A 17207-nucleotide genomic window follows, 5' to 3' on the forward strand; every position below is an offset into this window, starting at 1 on the left:
GATGCGCCTTTGCGTTACGGCGCAGGTATTTTTGTCGTTGCGCCCCGTCAGGGGCGCAATTGTTTGTGTTTCAAAGAATTTGGAGTCGTTATGGCTGGTCATTCCAAGTGGGCGAACATCAAGCACCGCAAAGAGCGCCAGGATGCCAAGAGAGGCAAGATCTTCACCAAGTGGATTCGCGAGCTGACCGTTGCCGCCAAGCAAGGCGGTGGTGACCCGGCGTCCAACCCGCGTCTGCGCCTGGCCCTGGACAAGGCCCTCGGCGCCAACATGAGCCGCGATATCATCGACCGTGCCGTGGCCCGTGGTGCTGGCACCAACGAAAGCGACAACGTCGAAGAGCTCAGCTACGAGGGTTACGGCCCAGGTGGCGTGGCGATCATGGTCGAGGCCATGACCGACAACCGCAACCGTACCGCGGCTGCCGTGCGTCATGCCTTCACCAAGTGTGGCGGCAACCTCGGTACCGACGGCTCGGTGGCCTACCTGTTCGAGCGCAAGGGCCAGATCAGCTTCGCGCCGGGCGTTGATGAAGACGCCTTGATGGAAGCCGCGATGGAGGCCGATGCCGACGACGTCGTCGCCAATGACGATGGTTCGTTCGACGTCTTCACCTCGTTCAACAGCTTCTATGCCGTGCGTAATGCCCTGGAAGAGGCTGGCTTCAAGGCCGATGACGCCGAAATCGTCATGCAGCCGACCACCAGTGCCGAATTGGATCAGGAAGGTGCGGAGAAGGTGATCAAGCTGATCGACATGCTTGAAGACCTGGATGATGTGCAGAACGTCTATTCCAATGCGCAGATTTCCGACGAGATCATGGAAAAACTCGGCTAAGGTTTTCCTTTGGCCTTTGCGGCCATTCGCGGGCAAGCCCGCTCCCACAGCTACCGCACGGTTCCTGTGGGAGCGGGCTTGCCCGCGAATGGCCACTACTGATTGCAACAACATTGCAGGCGTTATGACTCTGATTCTTGGTATCGACCCCGGCTCGCGCATCACCGGGTATGGCGTTGTGCGCCAGACTGCCCGTGGTTGCGAGTATGTGGCGTCGGGTTGTATCCGCACGGGCAGTGGTGAGTTGCACGAACGTCTGCAGATTGTCTTTCGCGGTGTCAGTGAGATCATCAAGCTGCACGAACCGGTGACCATGGGCATCGAACGGGTGTTCATGGCCCGCAACCCCGACTCGGCGCTCAAACTCGGCCAGGCCCGCGGTGCGGCAATCGTCGCCGCCGCCGAGGCCGGCCTGGAAATCGCCGAATACAGTGCCACCCAGGTCAAGCAGGCCGTGGCGGGTACGGGTGGGGCCAACAAGGAGCAAGTGATGATGATGGTCATGCACCTGCTCAAACTCACGAAGAAGCCGCAGATCGACGCCTCCGACGCCCTGGCCATCGCCCTGTGCCATGCCCACACCCGCTCCAGCCTGGTACCGCACGGCCTGGCCACGGCACGGCGTCGCGGCGGGCGCTTGCGTCTGTAGTCGCTTCATGCGGTGATACACATTTTGTTCAGGTGAAGCGTTCACCTGAGGCATTTGCTGATAGGGTTGAGCGGTCTTTGATCGGCTCCCCAAGAGGAAGGATCGGAACGTGATTGGACGTTTGCGCGGCACCCTGGCGGAAAAGCAACCGCCACACCTGATTATCGACGTCAATGGCGTGGGCTATGAGCTGGAAGTGCCCATGACCACCCTGTATCGCCTGCCCAAGGTCGGCGAAACGGTAACCGTGCATACCCACCTGGTGGTGCGCGAAGACGCGCACCTGCTCTACGGGTTCCACGAAAAGCGCGAGCGCGAACTGTTCCGCGAACTCATTCGCCTCAATGGCGTTGGGCCGAAGCTGGCCCTGGCCTTGATGTCGGGCCTGGAAGCCGACGAGCTGGTGCGCTGCGTGCAGGCCCAGGACACCTCGGCCCTGGTGCGCGTACCCGGTGTCGGCAAGAAGACCGCCGAGCGTTTGCTGGTCGAACTCAAGGACCGCTTCAAGGCCTGGGAAACTTCACCGGCCATGTTCACCCTAGTGTCTGACGGGCCGGTGCCAGTCAGCGGTGCCTCCACGGCCGAGGCCGATGCCGTCAGTGCGCTGGTTTCTCTGGGCTACAAGCCGCAGGAAGCCAGCAAGGCAGTGTCCGCCATCAAGGACAAGGCAGGCCTGAGCAGTGAAGAGCTGATCCGCGCCAGCCTCAAAGGGATGATTACCAAGTGATCGAAGCCGACCGTCTGATCGCTGCCAGTGGGCGTGACCGCGAAGAGGTCCAGGACCGCGCGATCCGCCCCCTGCGCCTGGACGAATACATCGGGCAGCCGGTGGTGCGTGAGCAGATGTCGCTGTTCATCCAGGCGGCTCGTGGTCGCAGCGAATCACTCGACCATACCTTGATCTTTGGCCCGCCCGGGTTGGGCAAGACCACCTTGGCCAACATCATCGCCCACGAGATGGGCGTTTCGGTCAAGAGCACCTCGGGGCCGATCCTCGAGCGCCCGGGTGACCTGGCGGCGATGCTGACCAACCTCGAACCTCATGATGTGCTGTTCATCGACGAAATTCACCGGCTTTCACCGGTGGTCGAAGAAGTGCTCTACCCAGCGATGGAAGACTTCCAGCTGGACATCATGATCGGCGAAGGGCCCGCCGCTCGCTCGATCAAGCTCGACTTGCCGCCGTTCACCCTGGTGGGTGCCACCACCCGCGCCGGCATGCTGACCAACCCCTTGCGTGACCGCTTCGGCATCGTCCAACGCCTGGAGTTTTACAGCGACAAGGACCTGGCAACCATCGTCAGCCGCTCCGCTGGCATCCTGGGCCTGGTCATCGAAGACCAGGGCGCCTTCGAGATTGCCCGCCGTGCCCGTGGCACGCCGCGTATCGCCAACCGCCTGCTGCGCCGTGTGCGCGACTATGCCGAAGTGCGCGGCAAGGGCCAGATCACCAAGGCTGTGGCCGACCTGGCGCTGAACCTGCTGGACGTCGACGAGCGTGGTTTCGACCATTCCGACCGCCGCCTGCTGTTGACCATGATCGAGAAGTTCGACGGTGGCCCGGTGGGGGTAGACAACCTCGCCGCCGCCATCAGTGAAGAGCGTCATACCATCGAAGACGTGCTTGAACCCTACCTGATCCAGCAGGGTTACATCATGCGTACGCCGCGCGGCCGTGTGGTCACCCGGCATGCCTACCTGCACTTTGGCCTGAATGTTCCTGGGCGTTTGGGGGAGGGTGGTGATTTTTCCGAGCCAGGCGATGAATGACAGATCAAAACCGGCTTTTTGTGGTCCTACCGCTGGCATGCCCTCGGCGCGCTGGCAATAAGACATTAATGAGAAAAAACAGTTGCCGCAGCGGATTGGCAAGCTGAGGAGTAAGCACTAGAGTATGCGCGCGCAAAATCAGCTCGAACCGTTCGCCCACCGTTGTCGCGTCTACTACGAAGACACCGATGCGGGCGGCGTGGTGTATTACGTCAACTACCTGAAATTCATGGAGCGCGCGCGTACCGAGCGGCTGCGGCACCTGGGCTTTTCCCAGTTGCAGTTGGCCGGGGAGAACCTGCTGTTCGTGGTCCATTCCAGCGAGGCGCGCTACCACGCTCCGGCGCGGTTGGACGATGAACTGCGGGTGACCGCGCAAGTACTTGAACTCAATCGTGCCAGCCTGCGCTTCGTGCAGCAGGTCTGGCGGGAAAAGGATGAAACGCTGCTCTGCGAGGGGCAGTTCCTGGTGGCCGCCGTGCGCGCCGACACTTTCAAACCCCGAGCCATACCCCCCAAGCTGCGCGACGCCTTTATGGCGGACGGCTCGGGTACTCAATCGAATGCAGGAGAATAAGCGTGGAAGCTAACGTCGTCGACCATACCTCCATGTGGAGTCTGGTCAGCAATGCCAGCGTGGTGGTACAGCTGGTAATGCTGATCCTTGTGGCCGCCTCGGTCACCTCATGGATCATGATCTTCCAGCGCAGCACCATGCTGCGCGCCGGTCGTCGAGCGCTGGATGCCTTCGAGGAGCGTTTCTGGTCGGGTATCGACCTGTCCAAGCTGTACCGTCAGGCCGGCAGCAACCCAGACCCGGATTCGGGTGTGGAGCAGGTCTTCCGTGCAGGCTTCAAAGAGTTCTCGCGCCTGCGTCAGCAGCCGGGTGTAGACCCGGATGCGGTCATGGAAGGCGTTGGCCGAGCCATGCGCGTGGCCATTTCGCGTGAAGAAGAAAAGCTTGAGCAGAGCCTGCCGTTCCTCGCCACCGTCGGGTCGACCAGCCCGTACATCGGCCTGTTCGGTACCGTGTGGGGCATCATGAACTCCTTCCGCGGCCTGGCCAGCGCCCAGCAAGCCACCCTGGCCACGGTTGCCCCCGGTATTGCCGAAGCGTTGATCGCCACTGCGATCGGCCTGTTCGCAGCAATCCCAGCCGTTATCGCGTACAACCGTTTCGCCGCGCGCAGCGAAGTGCTGATCGGTCGTTACTACACCTTCGCCGACGAGTTCCAGGCGATCCTGCACCGCAAAGTGCACACCAGCGAAGAGTAATCAGGTAGAAGCCCATGGCCCGAGTTCGCCACAAACGCAAGCCGGTCGCCGAGATGAACGTGGTGCCCTACATCGACGTGATGCTGGTGCTGCTGGTCATCTTCATGGTGACGGCCCCAATGCTCAACCAGGGCGTGAAGGTCGACCTGCCCAAGGTTTCCAGTGAAGCCTTGCCGCAGGACAACAACGTCCAGATCCTCACCATTTCCATCAAGGCCGACAAGACCTACTACTGGAACCTCGGCAGCGAAGTCGATACCGACAAGCAGATGGACAAGGCCATGACCTTGCCCGACATGACCAACGCAGTGACCAAGATCATTGCCGCCGGCCGTGACCAGGGCAAGCAGACACAGGTCTTCATTCGTGGCGACAAGGCTGTCGACTACGGCGCGGTCATGGGTGCCATGGGCGGGTTGCAGAAGGCCGGTGTCGGTAACGTTGGCCTGATTACCGAGGCGCCCTGATGCAACAGCGAGAGCCATCCGCCTCGGAAAGCTACTTCTGGCCCAGTGTCTGGGCCATCGGTCTGCACGTGCTGGTGTTCGGCATGCTGTTCGTCAGTTTTGCCATGACGCCTGAACTGCCGCCTTCCAAGCCGATCGTCCAGGCTACCCTGTATCAGCTGAAGTCCAAGAGCCAGGCGACTACCCAGACCAATCAGAAGATTGCCGGGGAAGCGAAGAAAACCGCCTCGCGCCAGACCGAAGTCGAGCAGTTGGAACAGAAGAAGGTCGAGCAAGAGGCCGTGAAGGCCGCGGAACAAAAGAAAGCCGACGCCGCTCAAAAGGCCGAAGAGGCTCGCGAAGCCGCCGAGGCCAAGAAGGCTGAAGCCGCTGAAGCCAAGAAGGCTGAGGAGGCTGCCAAGGCCACCGAGGCCAAGAAAGCCGCCGAAGCCAAGAAAGCCGAGGAGGCGAAGAAGGCCGCCGAGAAACAGCAGGCCGACATCGCCAAGAAGAAGGCTGAGGAAGAGGCCAAGAAGAAAGCCGACGAGGAGGCCAAGAAAGAGGCCGCCGAAGAAGCGAAAAAGCAAGCCGCCGAGGACGCCAAGAAAAAGGCAGCCGAAGAGGCCAAGAAGAAAGCAGCCGAGGACGCCAAGAAGAAAGCGGCGGCCGAGGACGCGAAGAAGAAGGCAGCTGAAGAGGCCAAGAAAAAGGCCGCTGCAGACGCCCAGAAGAAAAAGGCACAGGAAGCGGCCCGCAAGTCGGCGGAAGACAAGAAAGCTCAGGCTCTGGCCGAGCTGTTGTCCGACACCACAGAGCGGCAGCAGGCACTGGCTGACGAGCAAGGCGACCAGGTGGCCGGCAGTTTCGACGACCTGATCCGTTTGCGAGCGGCCGAAGGCTGGGCGCGTCCGCCTTCCGCGCGTAAGGGCATGACGGTGGTCCTGCAGATCAACATGTTGCCAGATGGCACCATCACCAATGCCAGCGTTCTGCGCTCCAGTGGCGACGGTCCGTTCGACAGTTCGGCGGTGGCAGCAGTGAAGAACATCGGTCGTCTGACCGAAATGCAGGGTATGAAGCCGAGCGATTTCAATCAGTATCGTTCGTTCAAGATGACATTTACACCTGAGGATCTAGCGTTGTGATTAAACGTCTGAGAGGACTGCTGGTCATGCTCTGCTGCGTAGCAGGCATGGCGGTAGCAGATGAAAAGAACATCCTGGTCACCAGTGGCAGTGACCGGGCTACTCCCATCGCGGTAGTGCCGTTCGGTCTGCAGGGCGGCAGCGTGCTGCCCGAAGACATGGCCGACATCATCGGCAACGACCTGCGCAATTCCGGCTACTACTCGCCGATTCCGCGTCAGAACATGATCAGCCAGCCTTCCCAGGCCAGCGAAGTCATCTTCCGTGACTGGAAAGCGCTGGGCGCGCAGTACGTCATGGTCGGCAGCATCGTGCCGTCCGGCGGCCGCCTGCAGGTGCAGTACGCCCTGTTCAACGTCGCCACCGAGCAGCAAGTGCTGACCGGTAGCGTGGCGGGCAGCGTCGACCAGTTGCGCGACATGTCGCACTACATCGCCGACCAGTCGTTCGAAAAACTCACCGGCATCAAGGGTGCGTTCTCGACCCGCATGCTGTACGTGACGGCCGAGCGTTTCTCTACCAACAACACCCGTTACACCCTGCAGCGTTCGGACTACGACGGTGCCCGGGCAGTGACCCTGCTGCAATCGCGTGAGCCGATCCTGTCGCCACGCTTTGCACCGGATGGCAAGCGCATTGCCTATGTGTCGTTCGAGCAGAAGCGCCCGCGCATCTTCGTTCAGCACATCGACACCGGTCGCCGTGAGCAGGTCACCAACTTCGAAGGCCTCAACGGCGCGCCTGCCTGGTCGCCGGATGGTTCGCGCCTGGCGTTCGTGCTGTCCAAAGATGGCAACCCGGACATCTACGTGATGAACGTGGCGTCGCGTCAGATCAGCCGTGTCACTGCCGGCCCAGGTATCAATACCGAGCCGTTCTGGGGCAAAGATGGCAACACCCTGTACTTCACCTCCGACCGTGGCGGCAAGCCGCAGATCTACAAGCAGTCGGTCAGTGGTGGTGGTGCTGAGCGCGTAACTTTCGTGGGTAACTACAACGCCAACCCGAAACTTTCGGCGGACGAAAAGACGCTGGTGATGATTCACCGTCAGCAGGGCTTCACCAACTTCAAAGTGGCGGCACAGGACTTGCAACGCGGAAGTGTAAAGATTCTCTCGGAAACAAGTCTTGATGAGTCTCCCACTGTTGCGCCAAACGGCACCATGCTAATCTACGCCACCCGCCAGCAGGGCCGGGGAGTCTTGATGCTCGTGTCGCTTAATGGCCGCGTGAGGCTCCCACTTCCTACCGCTCAAGGCGAAGTCAGAGAACCGTCCTGGTCCCCTTTCCTGAACTGATTGCGGCGTAATACGTTTTGCTTAACACACTGGGGTTTCATTAGGAGTTTCACGATGGAAATGCTGAAGTTTGGTAAATTCGCTGCGCTGGCTCTGGCCATGGCTGTAGCTGTAGGTTGCTCCTCGAAAGGCGGTGACAACGCTGGTGAAGGCGCTGTTGACCCGAACGCTGGCTACGGTGCCAACACTGGCGCTGTTGACGGCTCCCTGAGCGAAGAAGCCGCCCTGCGCGCAATCACCACCTTCTACTTCGAATACGACAGCTCGGACCTGAAGCCAGAAGCCATGCGCGCTCTGGACGTTCACGCCAAGGACCTGAAGTCCAACGGCAACCGCGTTGTTCTGGAAGGCAACACCGACGAGCGCGGCACCCGCGAGTACAACATGGCTCTGGGTGAGCGTCGTGCCAAGGCCGTTCAGCGTTACCTGGTTCTGCAGGGCGTTTCCCCTGCTCAGCTGGAACTGGTCTCCTACGGTGAAGAGCGTCCGGTTGCCACTGGCAACGACGAGCAATCCTGGGCTCAGAACCGTCGCGTAGAACTGCGTAAGTAAGTTCCTATGCGAATGTGCCGCCGTGTTGTAACCGTCCTCGCACTCAGCCTGCCGCTCGCGGCCTGGGCTGAGGTCCCTGTAGTAGATGACAACGCGGGTGGGTATCCACCTGCGGGTTATGGCACGAGCGGCGCCTATGCCGGGGCAGGGGCTTCGACCCCTGCCTCAGCACAGGGCCAGCTGTTCATGCAGCTGCAACAGATGCAGGATCAGCTTTCCCGCCAGCAAGGCATCATCGAAGAGCTGCAAAACGATGTGTCGCGCATGAAGCAGGAAAACCTGGAGCGATACCAGGATCTGGACCGTCGCATCAACAGTGGTGCCGCGCCTGCCGCGACCCCTGACAATTCCGCTACCGGTGGCGCATCCAATGCCGCCGCCGGTGCAGCAGCAGGCGCCGCTGGCGCTGCTGCACAACAACCGGCCGCCAACAGCGAGCCCGGTGATCCGGCGAAAGAAAAGCTCTACTACGATGCTGCTTTCGACCTGATCAAGCAGAAGGACTTCGACAAGGCCAGCCAGGCGTTCAACGCCTTCCTGCGCAAGTACCCCAACAGCCAGTACGCCGGCAACGCCCAGTACTGGCTGGGTGAGGTGAACCTGGCCAAGGGCGACCTGCCGGGTGCCAGCCAGGCCTTCGCTCAGGTGAGCCAGAAGTACCCCAAGCACAGCAAGGTGCCTGATTCGCTGTACAAGCTGGCTGACGTCGAGCGCCGCATGGGCCACACCGACAAGGTCAAAGGCATTCTGCAACAGGTCATCACCCAGTACCCCGGCACCTCTGCCGCACAGCTGGCGCAGCGCGACCTGCAGAAGCTCTAAGCAGCACCTTTCAAAAGAAACCCGCGCGAGTCGCGGGTTTTTTCGTTAGAATCAGTGCTCTTTTTCCTAAACACGCTGCTGCGGATAACGCCATGTCGAGTCCGCGACAGTGCCTGACGGAGGCGGACAGCCTGTTTAGCTGTCACGCCCGTGGCGATCATGCAAGACACATTACGCATCACCGAAGTCTTTTACTCGTTGCAGGGTGAAACACGAACGGCTGGGCTGCCCACGGTATTCGTGCGCCTGACCGGCTGCCCCCTGCGCTGTCAGTACTGCGACAGTGCCTACGCCTTCACCGGCGGCACTATTCGCACCCTCGATTCGATCATGGAACAAGTGGCCGGCTTCAAGCCGCGCTACGTCTGTGTCACCGGTGGCGAACCGCTGGCCCAGCCCAATGCCTTGCCTTTGCTCCAGCAGCTGTGCGATGCCGGCTACGAGGTCTCGCTCGAGACCAGTGGCGCCCTGGATATTTCCGGTACCGACACCCGCGTCAGCCGTGTGGTCGACCTGAAGACCCCAGGCTCCGAGGAGTCGCACCGCAATCGCTACGAGAACATCGAGCACCTGACCCGCAACGACCAGGTCAAGTTCGTGATCTGCTCCCGTGAGGATTATGACTGGGCCGTGTCCAAGCTGATCCAGTACAACCTGGTCGAGCGTGCCGGTGAGGTGTTGTTCTCGCCCAGCCACCATCAGGTGAGCGCAAGTGACCTGGCCGACTGGATCGTTGCCGACAACCTGCCCGTACGCTTCCAGCTGCAGCTGCACAAGCTGCTGTGGAACGACGAACCCGGACGTTGATTGAGGAGTTGCAGTACATGACTGAGAAACGCGCGGTAATCTTGCTGTCCGGTGGCCTGGACTCGGCCACGGTGGTGGCCATGGCCAAAGCCGAAGGCTACAGCTGCTACACCATGAGTTTCGACTATGGCCAGCGTCATCGGGCCGAGCTCGATGCTGCCGCCCGTGTGGCGCGTGACCTGGGTGTGGTCGAGCACAAGGTCATTGGCCTGAGCCTGGACGGTATCGGTGGCTCGGCCCTCACCGACAGCAGCATCGACGTGCCGGAAACCCCGGGCGAAGGCATCCCGGTCACCTACGTACCGGCGCGCAACACCGTTTTCCTGTCCTTGGCCCTGGGCTGGGCGGAAGTGCTCGAAGCGCGTGACATCTTCATCGGCGTCAATGCCGTGGATTACTCCGGTTACCCGGACTGCCGCCCCGAATTCGTCGAAGCCTTCGAGCGCATGGCCAACCTGGCGACCAAGGCGGGTGTCGAAGGGCAGGGCTTCCGCATCCAGGCACCGTTGCAGAACATGAGCAAGGCGCAGATCGTTCAGGCGGGCATCGCCCGGGGTGTGGATTACAGCCTGACGGTTTCCTGCTACCAAGCTGACGATCAAGGCCGTGCCTGCGGCAAGTGCGACAGCTGCCGCCTGCGTGCTGATGGCTTCAAGGCTGCCGGGGTGACCGACCCGACGCGTTATTTTTGATTTTTTTTATGGCGAGGTGTTGATTTCCCGTTAGAAATCAGTATTATACGCGCCATCCAACGGGTCGTTAGCTCAGTTGGTAGAGCAGTTGGCTTTTAACCAATTGGTCGTAGGTTCGAATCCTACACGACCCACCATACGCAGTAAGTCAAAGCCCGCTACCGGCAACGGTAGCGGGCTTTGTCGTTTCTGGCGCGAACTGCCGGTTACTCAGCCCACTCCGGATCCCCGGTAAACACCACGGTCAACCAACGGTCCGGCCCTTCGCCGCCCACGGCATCGCCGATCTCGTTGCGCAGCGCATCCCACTCATCGATGGTTTTCGCGCCCATGCCGGTAGGCACGATGAAGTACAACTCGATCTCCCGCGAACGCCCTACCTTGGCCACATAGGCGCGGTACGACTGCAGCCCGTGGCGCGCAACGAAGGCCTTGGCGACTTCGTCGACATGCAGTTTGAGGTCCCCCGGCGTCACCAGGAATATCTCTGAAAACGCCTGGCGTACCACCGACAGCGGCAATGGAATGATCACCAGGCAGACCAGTGCCAGCACCGCCGGGTCGATGTACGGGGACATCCATTCCCACTGCGTGCCCTGTACCGCATAGCCAAAGCAGAAAGCGATCAGCAACGCAGCGGTGATGCTCGCTGACATCACCCAACCCTTGACGTCCATGCGTACGAAGTCCGACCCCAGCTTGCGGTTGGCCCGGGCTTCGACGACTGCGATGGTCACGCAGGCGATCACGGTCAGTACCGCGTAGACCATGGCGATACCGAACTCCAAGTGCCGCCCGCCTTGCAGCACGCTGCTGACGGCGTTGATCAACGCATAGATAGCCACGCCGCTGAGTAGGATGCCATTGAGCGCTAGCACCATCGGTTCCAGGTGCCAGAAGCCCATGGTGAAGCGCTCACGCAGCTTGCGTGACATCTGCAGGCTGGTGGCGTGAGAGGTGATCAGCTTGACCACCACCAGCGACAGGCCGCTCATGCTGGCGTCGACCAGCGAGTAAACGCCGTCGAAGATGATCGAGAACGAGCCCGAGGCCAGGCCGAAGGCAATGCCGATGGTGGCGATGAACAGGGTAACGGCGATCGAGGTGCGTAGCAGGCCTTGTTCGCTGGTGATGTCGAAGAACGGGGTTTTGTTTGTTGCTTGCATGGGTAAAGCTCTTTCAAAAGGTGGGTTGCCTGTGCTGGCCCTTTCGCGGGCAAGCCCGCTCCCACAGGGTAAAGTGCAGTTTCGAAGGCTGCACAGGTCCTGTGGGAGCGGGCTTGCCCGCGAAGAGGCCGGTACCGGCTAAACGCGAAACTGCTCCATCAAAGCTTGCTGCTGATTGGCCAGCCGGTTCAGCGCCTGGCTGATCCGCGCCGATTCATCGGCCTGGCCAGCCAGCGATTCTGTCACATCACGAATACCTGCCACGTTACGGTTCACTTCCTCGGCTACCGCACTTTGTTCCTCGGCCGCCGAGGCGATCTGCAGGTTCATGTCGCTGATCACCGCCACCGCCTCGCCGATGCGCTGCAGGGCCGGCAGCGCCTGTTCCATGCGCGTTGCGCTGGCCTGGGCTTGGCGCTGGCCCTCATGCATGGCGCCCACCACATCCTGGGTGCCTTGCTGCAGGCCCTCGATGACCTGGCGGATTTCCTCGACCGACACCTGAGTACGCTGGGCCAGGCTGCGCACTTCATCGGCGACCACGGCGAAGCCACGGCCAGCCTCGCCGGCGCGGGCCGCTTCGATGGCGGCATTGAGCGCCAGCAGGTTGGTCTGCTCGGCAATCGCACGGATCACCTCTAGCACCGAGCCGATCTGATCGCTGCGGCTTTCCAGGGTGCGCGCTTCGTCCATCGCGGTATTCATGTCAGCTGCCAGGCGGTCGATGGCCTGGCGGGTGCTGGCAATCAGTTGCAGGCCTTCGCGGCTTGCCTGGTCGGCGCCACGGGCCGCCTGGGCGGCCTGGGAGGCGTTGTGGGCTACATCCAGCGCGGTGGCGCTCATTTCGTTGGCTGCGGTGGCGACCTGCTCGATTTCCCGGTGCTGTTGCTGCATGCCGCTACTGGTCTGGCTGGCGATGGCGGCGGACTGGTCGGCAGTGCCACGGGCTTCCTGCAGCGAGCCTTTGACTTGGGCGATCACCGGCTGGAGTTTGTCGAGAAAACGGTTGAACCAGCCGGTCAGCTGGCCCAATTCGTCCTCTCGGGTGTAGTCCAGGCGGCGCGTCAGGTCACCTTCACCGCTGGCGATGTCTTTCAGGCGTGCGGCGACGGCAAGGATCGGCCGCGTCACGCCGCGGGCGGTCAGCCAGACCAGTACCAGGCCCAGCACAGCGGCGCCAAGGCCGATCAGCAGGCTGCTGAGGTTGGCAGTTTGGTTGTGCGCATCCAGGCGTTGATTGAGCGCCATGGCCGGTGCTTGCAGCACGCTTTCAGGCAACTCCAGCAACACTTGCCAGGGCGCTGCGTCGGGGATGGGGCTGAACGGGTGAGCAACGCGCAGCAAGCCGTTAGGTACCGCCGCGTCCAGCGCCTTGCCGAGCTGGCTGCTGTCGCGGCTGTGGCCCGCCAGCAGGCCGGCGGGGCTGACGATGCTGACCTGGCCCTGGCCATCGAACAGCTCCTGGCGGCCGTTCAGGCTCAACTGCTGCAGGTTGTCCAGGCCTATGTCCAGGCCGACCACGCCGACGACCTTGCCGTTTTCCAGCAGAGGCAGGGCAATGCTGGTCATCAGCACCTGGCGGCCGTTGACCTCGTCGAGGTACGGCTCGAGCATGCAGGTCCGGGCGGTTTCTTGCGGGCAGGTCAACCAGCGGTTCTGCGGGCTGCCGCTGGTGCTAGTGCGGGTGTCGGCGAGCATCGCCTCAGGCATGGCTTCTTGCTCCAGGGTGCCTGGGCGTGGCTGCGACCAGTACAGCGAGAAGCGCCCGCTGTCGTTGCTGCCCACGGCCTCCTGGGCGACGAACTGGCTGTCCTGGTGGTCCAGCGCGTCCGGCTGGAACACCAGGTACAGGCCGATCACGTCCGGGTTGCTGGCCAGGCTGGCGCGCGCCTCGCGCGTCAGCTCGCCACGCAAGTCGTTGCCGCCGCGGGCCTTCAGCACCTGTACCAGGCGTCGGAAGCCATTACCGTGCTGGTAGGCGTCCATGAAGTAGCGCTGGATACGCAGCGCCTGGGTTTCGGCGTGCGCCTGCAGGCGCAGGCGCGCGCTGTGGTCGAGCATTTCCGAGTTGGCCTGGCTGACCAATGCCGCGCTGCGCCGGGCCTGGGTCAGCGAGGTGGTGACCAGCAGTGCGACGATGGCCAGCAGGCACAAGCCGGCAAGCAGGGTGATCTTCCACTGGATGGAGAGGCGACGCAGCGACATGAGGGCTTTCCTTTTCGATCAAGGACAACGCCCGCGGTCAGGCGCGGGCGTTGTCGGCAGCGTGGGTCATTCAGCGATGCAGTTCGGTGGCGCAACCCTGAAGGCCTTGGTCAGCCAGGCCAGGTAGATCACCCCGAGCAGTGCCCAAAGCCCGCCGAACATCAACGAGTGCGCGTTCAGGTCCAGCCACAGCGAAACGATGATGCAGAAGCCGATGGTCGGCAGTACCAGGTACTTCAGCTTGTTGGCCACGCCTTTGCGGTTGCCTTCGCGCAGGTAGCAGTGGTTGATCACCGATAGGTTGACGAAGCTGAACGCGACCAGGGCGCCGAAGTTGATGATCGACGTGGCGGTGACCAGGTCGAAGAAGATCGCCGACAGCGAGATCAGCCCGACCACGGCGATGTTCATCACCGGTGTCTTGTAGCGCGAGTGCAGGCGGGCAAAGATGCTGGCCGGGATTACATTGTCGCGGCCCATCACGTACAGCAGGCGCGAGACGCTGGTCTGCGAGGCCAGGCCCGAGGCGATGGTATTGATCACGGTGCAGGCGATGAACACCGACTGGAACAGCTTGCCGCCCACGTACAGGGCGATCTCCGGCAGGGCGGCTTCCTGGTCATGGAAGCGCGCCATGGTCGGGAAGTAGGCCTGGATGAAGTACGACACCAGGATGAACACCATCCCGCCGATCAGCGCGGTCAGGAAGATGGCCCGTGGGATGGTCTTGCCCGGGTCGCGGGTTTCTTCCGACAGGCATGTCACTGCGTCGAAGCCCAGGAACGAGAAGCACAGGATGGTGGCGCCAGCGGCCAAGGCGCTGAGTTGGGTCTGGTTGTCGGCGAACGGCAGCAGGCTCCAGGTGGTGCCCAGCCCTTCGCCGTGGCCCAGGCCACGCACGCAGAGGTAGATGAACACCGCAATGATCGCGACCTGCACCGCCACGAACAACAGGTTGAAGTGCGCCACCAGGTTGATACTGCGCATGTTGATCAGGCTAATCAGGCTGACGAACCCGGTCACCCAGACCCACGCCGGCACTTCGGGGAACATGGCCGACAGGTAGAGCTTGGCCAGCAGCGCATTGACCATGGGTAGGAGCAGGTAATCCAGCAGCGATGACCAGCCCACCAGGAAGCCCACGTGCGGGTTGATGGCGCGCTGGGTGTAGGTATAGGCCGAGCCCGATTGTGGGAAGCGTCGTACCAGGGTGCCGTAGCTTACCGCCGTGAACAGAATACCGGCCAACGCCAGGATGTAGGCGCTCGGCACGTGCCCGGCGGTGATGCCGGAGACAATGCCGAAGGTGTCGAACACGGTCATCGGCGTCAGGTAGGCCAGGCCGATGATCACCACGTGCCAAAGGCGCAGGGATTTGCGGAATTGGTCGCCGCCGGAAGTGCTGTGGTCAGGCTGCATGCTGGCGTGGCTCCTGCGGCTGGACGTGAACGGCGGGCACAGTGAGTTGCGCATGCGGCAAGGGCGAGCGGGTGGGCTCCATGTTGTTCACCTTTATTGTTCGGAGCAGAGGGAGGCGCGTGCGAGGCGCCGGTTGTTCTTTGTGGGGTGGGCGCGGTGCAAGTGGTGAAAATAAAAAACGATGGGTAGGTTGGTGTCAAGTTAAACATGACAAGATGTTGCCAAACTGAAATATTTATCGATTTCAATGGAGTTTTGTTCAGTTTTTGCGCGTTTATTTGCGATTTTGATCGATTTAGATGTTCGTAAAAATGAACAAATAGGATGTTTCCTGTGGGCCTATCAGACGGGTCCTAAAAGCGGGATTTCTCGGCTTCGTCCACCACCTGCCCAAGGCTGCGGTGATATTCTTCAGGCCTTGCGTGGCACCTTGGCCACGTGTAAGCCCTTATGGACAGCATTCGGTTCTATTCATGAAGAAATCAGTAGGCATCCTTACCGGCCTGGCTATCGCTATTGCCGTCGCAACCACCGCTGGCGCCTGGTACACCGGCGAGCGCTTGCCTGCGGAGCTGGAATATTCCGTCAACCGCAGCAACGCCGAACTGAAAAAAGCCCTGGTGGGCGTCGGTGGCAGCCTGACCGTCGAACTGGTCTCGCTGGATCGGCACTTCTTCAGCAGTACCGCCCAGTACCGGCTCAAGGCCAAGGACATCAACCTGGGCGACGACGAAGTGGTCAGTTTCGATGTAGGCATGACCGACCAGATCGAGCATGGCCCATTCCCGTGGTCGCGGGTCAAGGCACTGAAGCTAATGCCCGTGCTGGCTGTCAGCAACAGCACCCTGCAGAAGGACGATTTCACCGCCCCCTGGTTCGCGGCGGCGGGCGAACAGGCGCCGGTCAGCGCGCAGACCAGCCTGGGCTACGGCGGCAACGTCGACAGTACGGTCCTGCTGGCCCCGCTCAAGGTCAACGAAACCGACGGCAACAGCCTCGCGTTCTCGGGCATGCAGTTGCAGCTCAGCGGCGACCGCGAAGGCAAGGCGACGAAATTCCAGGGCAGTGCCGAGCGCTTCGAAATGAAGTGGGTGCACGACGATCAGCCGCCTGCCACCTTCGAGCTGAAGGGCTTGAAGGTCGACGGCGACCTGGCCGCCACCCAGCACGATGCGATCTATGTCGGCAAGGTCGACCTGTCGCTGGCGGAAACCAAGGTGACCTTGGGGCCCAAGCAGCAGGTGCTGTCGATCAAAGGCTTTGAGCAGAAAGCTCAGCAAGCCCTCGATGGCCCGGACACCGTCGGTGGGCGCGCGGATTACACGCTGGCGGATATCACCTGGGACGGCCGCGCGGTCGGCAATGCGCAGATGGCCGTGAGCATCAAGTCGGTCAATGCGCCGGCGCTGCAAGCGCTGTCGCACTGGTACCAGGCGCACTTGCCGGAGTTCGAGGCTGCGGCCGCAGCGGGCCAGGCAGTGCCACAGATCCAGATGGGCGAAGCCGAGAAGGCCAAGTTCCAGGCTGACCTGCAGCAGCTGCTGGCCTCCAAGCCCAAGCTCGCGGTAGAAAACCTGTCGTTCAAGACCGCCAACGGCGAGAGCCGCTTCAACCTGGCAATGGACTTCGCCAGCCCGGCTTCCTTCGACCTGCCGCCCGACCAGCTGAGCAAACAACTGATCACCGAGGTCAAGACGTCGCTGTCGCTGTCCAAGCCGATGATCGGTGACCTGGCAACCTTGCAGGCACTTTTGGACGGGCAGACCGATGCCCAGGCCATCGCCATGCAGTCGAGCCAGGCAGGTGAAATGGTTGGCATGATGGCGCTGCAGAGCGGCATGGCCACGGTGCAGGGCAACGACGTGGTGACCCGCCTGCACTATGCCGATGGCATGGTCGACTTCAATGGCCAGAAGATGACTGTAGAAGAGTTCGCCATGCTGATGTCCATGCGTCTTGCCGCCTTGCAGCCGCAAGGTTGATTCGGTAAGCCTGCCCCGGCCCGTTCGCCGGGGCAGGCTGCATAAAAACCCCTTTTGAATTCCCTCGATTGTCTGTAGCCTTCGGCGTCCGATAATAATCCGCGCCCGCAGAGGGCCGTGATGGCCTGCGCGCCGTCCGGCG

Annotated in this window: 17 protein-coding genes and 1 tRNA gene; 15 read left to right on the forward strand and 3 right to left on the reverse strand. The window is 61.7% G+C overall.

Features of this window, described 5'->3' with window-relative positions; genetic code table 11:
• Positions 1 to 90: 90 nt before the first annotated feature.
• From MFF34_RS19045 to MFF34_RS19110, 14 genes are all read left to right on the forward strand, one after another.
• Complete coding sequence (locus MFF34_RS19045) at positions 91 to 837, forward strand: YebC/PmpR family DNA-binding transcriptional regulator (protein ID WP_027594668.1); 747 nt, start codon at positions 91 to 93, stop codon at positions 835 to 837.
• A gap of 124 nt (positions 838 to 961) precedes the next feature.
• A complete protein-coding gene (gene ruvC, locus MFF34_RS19050) occupies positions 962 to 1486 on the forward strand; it encodes a crossover junction endodeoxyribonuclease RuvC (RefSeq protein ID WP_027594667.1) in 525 nt (174 codons plus the stop codon).
• A gap of 109 nt (positions 1487 to 1595) precedes the next feature.
• Complete coding sequence (gene ruvA / locus MFF34_RS19055; protein ID WP_238215831.1) at positions 1596 to 2213, forward strand: Holliday junction branch migration protein RuvA; 618 nt, start codon at positions 1596 to 1598, stop codon at positions 2211 to 2213.
• Positions 2210 to 3256: a Holliday junction branch migration DNA helicase RuvB gene (gene ruvB / locus MFF34_RS19060; protein WP_027594665.1), complete on the forward strand. Its 1047-nt coding sequence runs from the start codon at positions 2210 to 2212 to the stop codon at positions 3254 to 3256. The genes ruvA and ruvB overlap by 4 nt, the downstream gene beginning before the upstream one ends.
• 124 nt (positions 3257 to 3380) lie before the next feature.
• A complete protein-coding gene (ybgC, locus tag MFF34_RS19065; RefSeq protein ID WP_027594664.1) occupies positions 3381 to 3833 on the forward strand; it encodes a tol-pal system-associated acyl-CoA thioesterase in 453 nt (150 codons plus the stop codon).
• Positions 3834 to 3835: 2 nt separating this feature from the next.
• A complete protein-coding gene (gene tolQ / locus MFF34_RS19070; protein ID WP_008090219.1) occupies positions 3836 to 4531 on the forward strand; it encodes a protein TolQ in 696 nt (231 codons plus the stop codon).
• A gap of 14 nt (positions 4532 to 4545) precedes the next feature.
• Positions 4546 to 4998: a protein TolR gene (tolR, locus tag MFF34_RS19075; protein WP_012273765.1), complete on the forward strand. Its 453-nt coding sequence runs from the start codon at positions 4546 to 4548 to the stop codon at positions 4996 to 4998.
• Positions 4998 to 6122: a cell envelope integrity protein TolA gene (tolA, locus tag MFF34_RS19080; protein ID WP_033694212.1), complete on the forward strand. Its 1125-nt coding sequence runs from the start codon at positions 4998 to 5000 to the stop codon at positions 6120 to 6122. Before tolR ends, tolA begins: the two co-directional genes overlap by 1 nt.
• A 26-nt stretch (positions 6123 to 6148) precedes the next feature.
• Positions 6149 to 7420 (forward strand): Tol-Pal system beta propeller repeat protein TolB, encoded by a 1272-nt coding sequence (gene tolB / locus MFF34_RS19085; protein ID WP_238215833.1) that lies wholly within the window; start codon positions 6149 to 6151, stop codon positions 7418 to 7420.
• Positions 7421 to 7474: 54 nt separating this feature from the next.
• Entirely contained in the window at positions 7475 to 7972 is a 498-nt protein-coding gene (gene pal / locus MFF34_RS19090; protein WP_008090230.1) for a peptidoglycan-associated lipoprotein Pal, read from the forward strand.
• 6 nt (positions 7973 to 7978) lie between these two features.
• Positions 7979 to 8794 (forward strand): tol-pal system protein YbgF, encoded by an 816-nt coding sequence (ybgF, locus tag MFF34_RS19095; RefSeq protein WP_099430209.1) that lies wholly within the window; start codon positions 7979 to 7981, stop codon positions 8792 to 8794.
• A 159-nt stretch (positions 8795 to 8953) separates the two neighbouring features.
• Positions 8954 to 9601 carry a 7-carboxy-7-deazaguanine synthase QueE gene (queE, locus tag MFF34_RS19100; protein ID WP_099430960.1) on the forward strand — a complete coding sequence of 216 codons (648 nt, stop codon included), beginning with the start codon at positions 8954 to 8956 and terminating at the stop codon, positions 9599 to 9601.
• Positions 9602 to 9618: 17 nt separating this feature from the next.
• Complete coding sequence (gene queC, locus MFF34_RS19105; protein ID WP_238215835.1) at positions 9619 to 10293, forward strand: 7-cyano-7-deazaguanine synthase QueC; 675 nt, start codon at positions 9619 to 9621, stop codon at positions 10291 to 10293.
• Positions 10294 to 10354: 61 nt separating this feature from the next.
• Positions 10355 to 10430: transfer RNA gene (locus tag MFF34_RS19110), tRNA-Lys, on the forward strand.
• A 69-nt stretch (positions 10431 to 10499) separates the two neighbouring features.
• Here the strand turns inward: MFF34_RS19110 and MFF34_RS19115 are convergent.
• The 3 genes from MFF34_RS19115 to MFF34_RS19125 form a co-directional block, all read right to left on the reverse strand.
• Positions 10500 to 11459, reverse strand: coding sequence for a cation diffusion facilitator family transporter (locus tag MFF34_RS19115; RefSeq protein ID WP_027594658.1), 960 nt, complete (start codon positions 11457 to 11459; stop codon positions 10500 to 10502).
• A 138-nt stretch (positions 11460 to 11597) separates the two neighbouring features.
• Complete coding sequence (locus MFF34_RS19120; RefSeq protein WP_238215837.1) at positions 11598 to 13664, reverse strand: methyl-accepting chemotaxis protein; 2067 nt, start codon at positions 13662 to 13664, stop codon at positions 11598 to 11600.
• A gap of 66 nt (positions 13665 to 13730) precedes the next feature.
• A complete protein-coding gene (locus MFF34_RS19125) occupies positions 13731 to 15083 on the reverse strand; it encodes an APC family permease (RefSeq protein ID WP_238215839.1) in 1353 nt (450 codons plus the stop codon).
• Between the two features lie 473 nt (positions 15084 to 15556).
• Between MFF34_RS19125 and MFF34_RS19130 the strand changes: the two genes are divergently transcribed.
• The gene (locus MFF34_RS19130; protein ID WP_238215841.1) at positions 15557 to 17065 is read left to right on the forward strand and encodes a YdgA family protein; all 1509 of its coding nucleotides are present in this window, start codon (positions 15557 to 15559) and stop codon (positions 17063 to 17065) included.
• Positions 17066 to 17207: the final 142 nt, after the last annotated feature.

Origin of the sequence: Pseudomonas sp. PAGU 2196 (assembly GCF_022179005.1) — a bacterium.
Taxonomy (GTDB): Bacteria; Pseudomonadota; Gammaproteobacteria; order Pseudomonadales; family Pseudomonadaceae; genus Aquipseudomonas; species Aquipseudomonas kermanshahensis.

What these genes read in the sequence shown, in the direction of transcription:
- queC (WP_238215835.1), top strand. Translation starts at nt 9,619, where the DNA reads ATGACTGAGAAACGCGCGGTAATCTTGCTGTCCGGTGGCCTGGACTCG.
- MFF34_RS19125 (WP_238215839.1), bottom strand. Translation starts at nt 15,083, where the DNA reads ATGCAGCCTGACCACAGCACTTCCGGCGGCGACCAATTCCGCAAATCC.
- tolR (WP_012273765.1), top strand. Translation starts at nt 4,546, where the DNA reads ATGGCCCGAGTTCGCCACAAACGCAAGCCGGTCGCCGAGATGAACGTG.
- MFF34_RS19115 (WP_027594658.1), bottom strand. Translation starts at nt 11,459, where the DNA reads ATGCAAGCAACAAACAAAACCCCGTTCTTCGACATCACCAGCGAACAA.
- ybgF (WP_099430209.1), top strand. Translation starts at nt 7,979, where the DNA reads ATGCGAATGTGCCGCCGTGTTGTAACCGTCCTCGCACTCAGCCTGCCG.
- pal (WP_008090230.1), top strand. Translation starts at nt 7,475, where the DNA reads ATGGAAATGCTGAAGTTTGGTAAATTCGCTGCGCTGGCTCTGGCCATG.
- ruvC (WP_027594667.1), top strand. Translation starts at nt 962, where the DNA reads ATGACTCTGATTCTTGGTATCGACCCCGGCTCGCGCATCACCGGGTAT.
- ybgC (WP_027594664.1), top strand. Translation starts at nt 3,381, where the DNA reads ATGCGCGCGCAAAATCAGCTCGAACCGTTCGCCCACCGTTGTCGCGTC.
- tolA (WP_033694212.1), top strand. Translation starts at nt 4,998, where the DNA reads ATGCAACAGCGAGAGCCATCCGCCTCGGAAAGCTACTTCTGGCCCAGT.
- MFF34_RS19130 (WP_238215841.1), top strand. Translation starts at nt 15,557, where the DNA reads ATGAAGAAATCAGTAGGCATCCTTACCGGCCTGGCTATCGCTATTGCC.
- queE (WP_099430960.1), top strand. Translation starts at nt 8,954, where the DNA reads ATGCAAGACACATTACGCATCACCGAAGTCTTTTACTCGTTGCAGGGT.
- tolB (WP_238215833.1), top strand. Translation starts at nt 6,149, where the DNA reads ATGCTCTGCTGCGTAGCAGGCATGGCGGTAGCAGATGAAAAGAACATC.
- MFF34_RS19120 (WP_238215837.1), bottom strand. Translation starts at nt 13,664, where the DNA reads ATGTCGCTGCGTCGCCTCTCCATCCAGTGGAAGATCACCCTGCTTGCC.
- MFF34_RS19045 (WP_027594668.1), top strand. Translation starts at nt 91, where the DNA reads ATGGCTGGTCATTCCAAGTGGGCGAACATCAAGCACCGCAAAGAGCGC.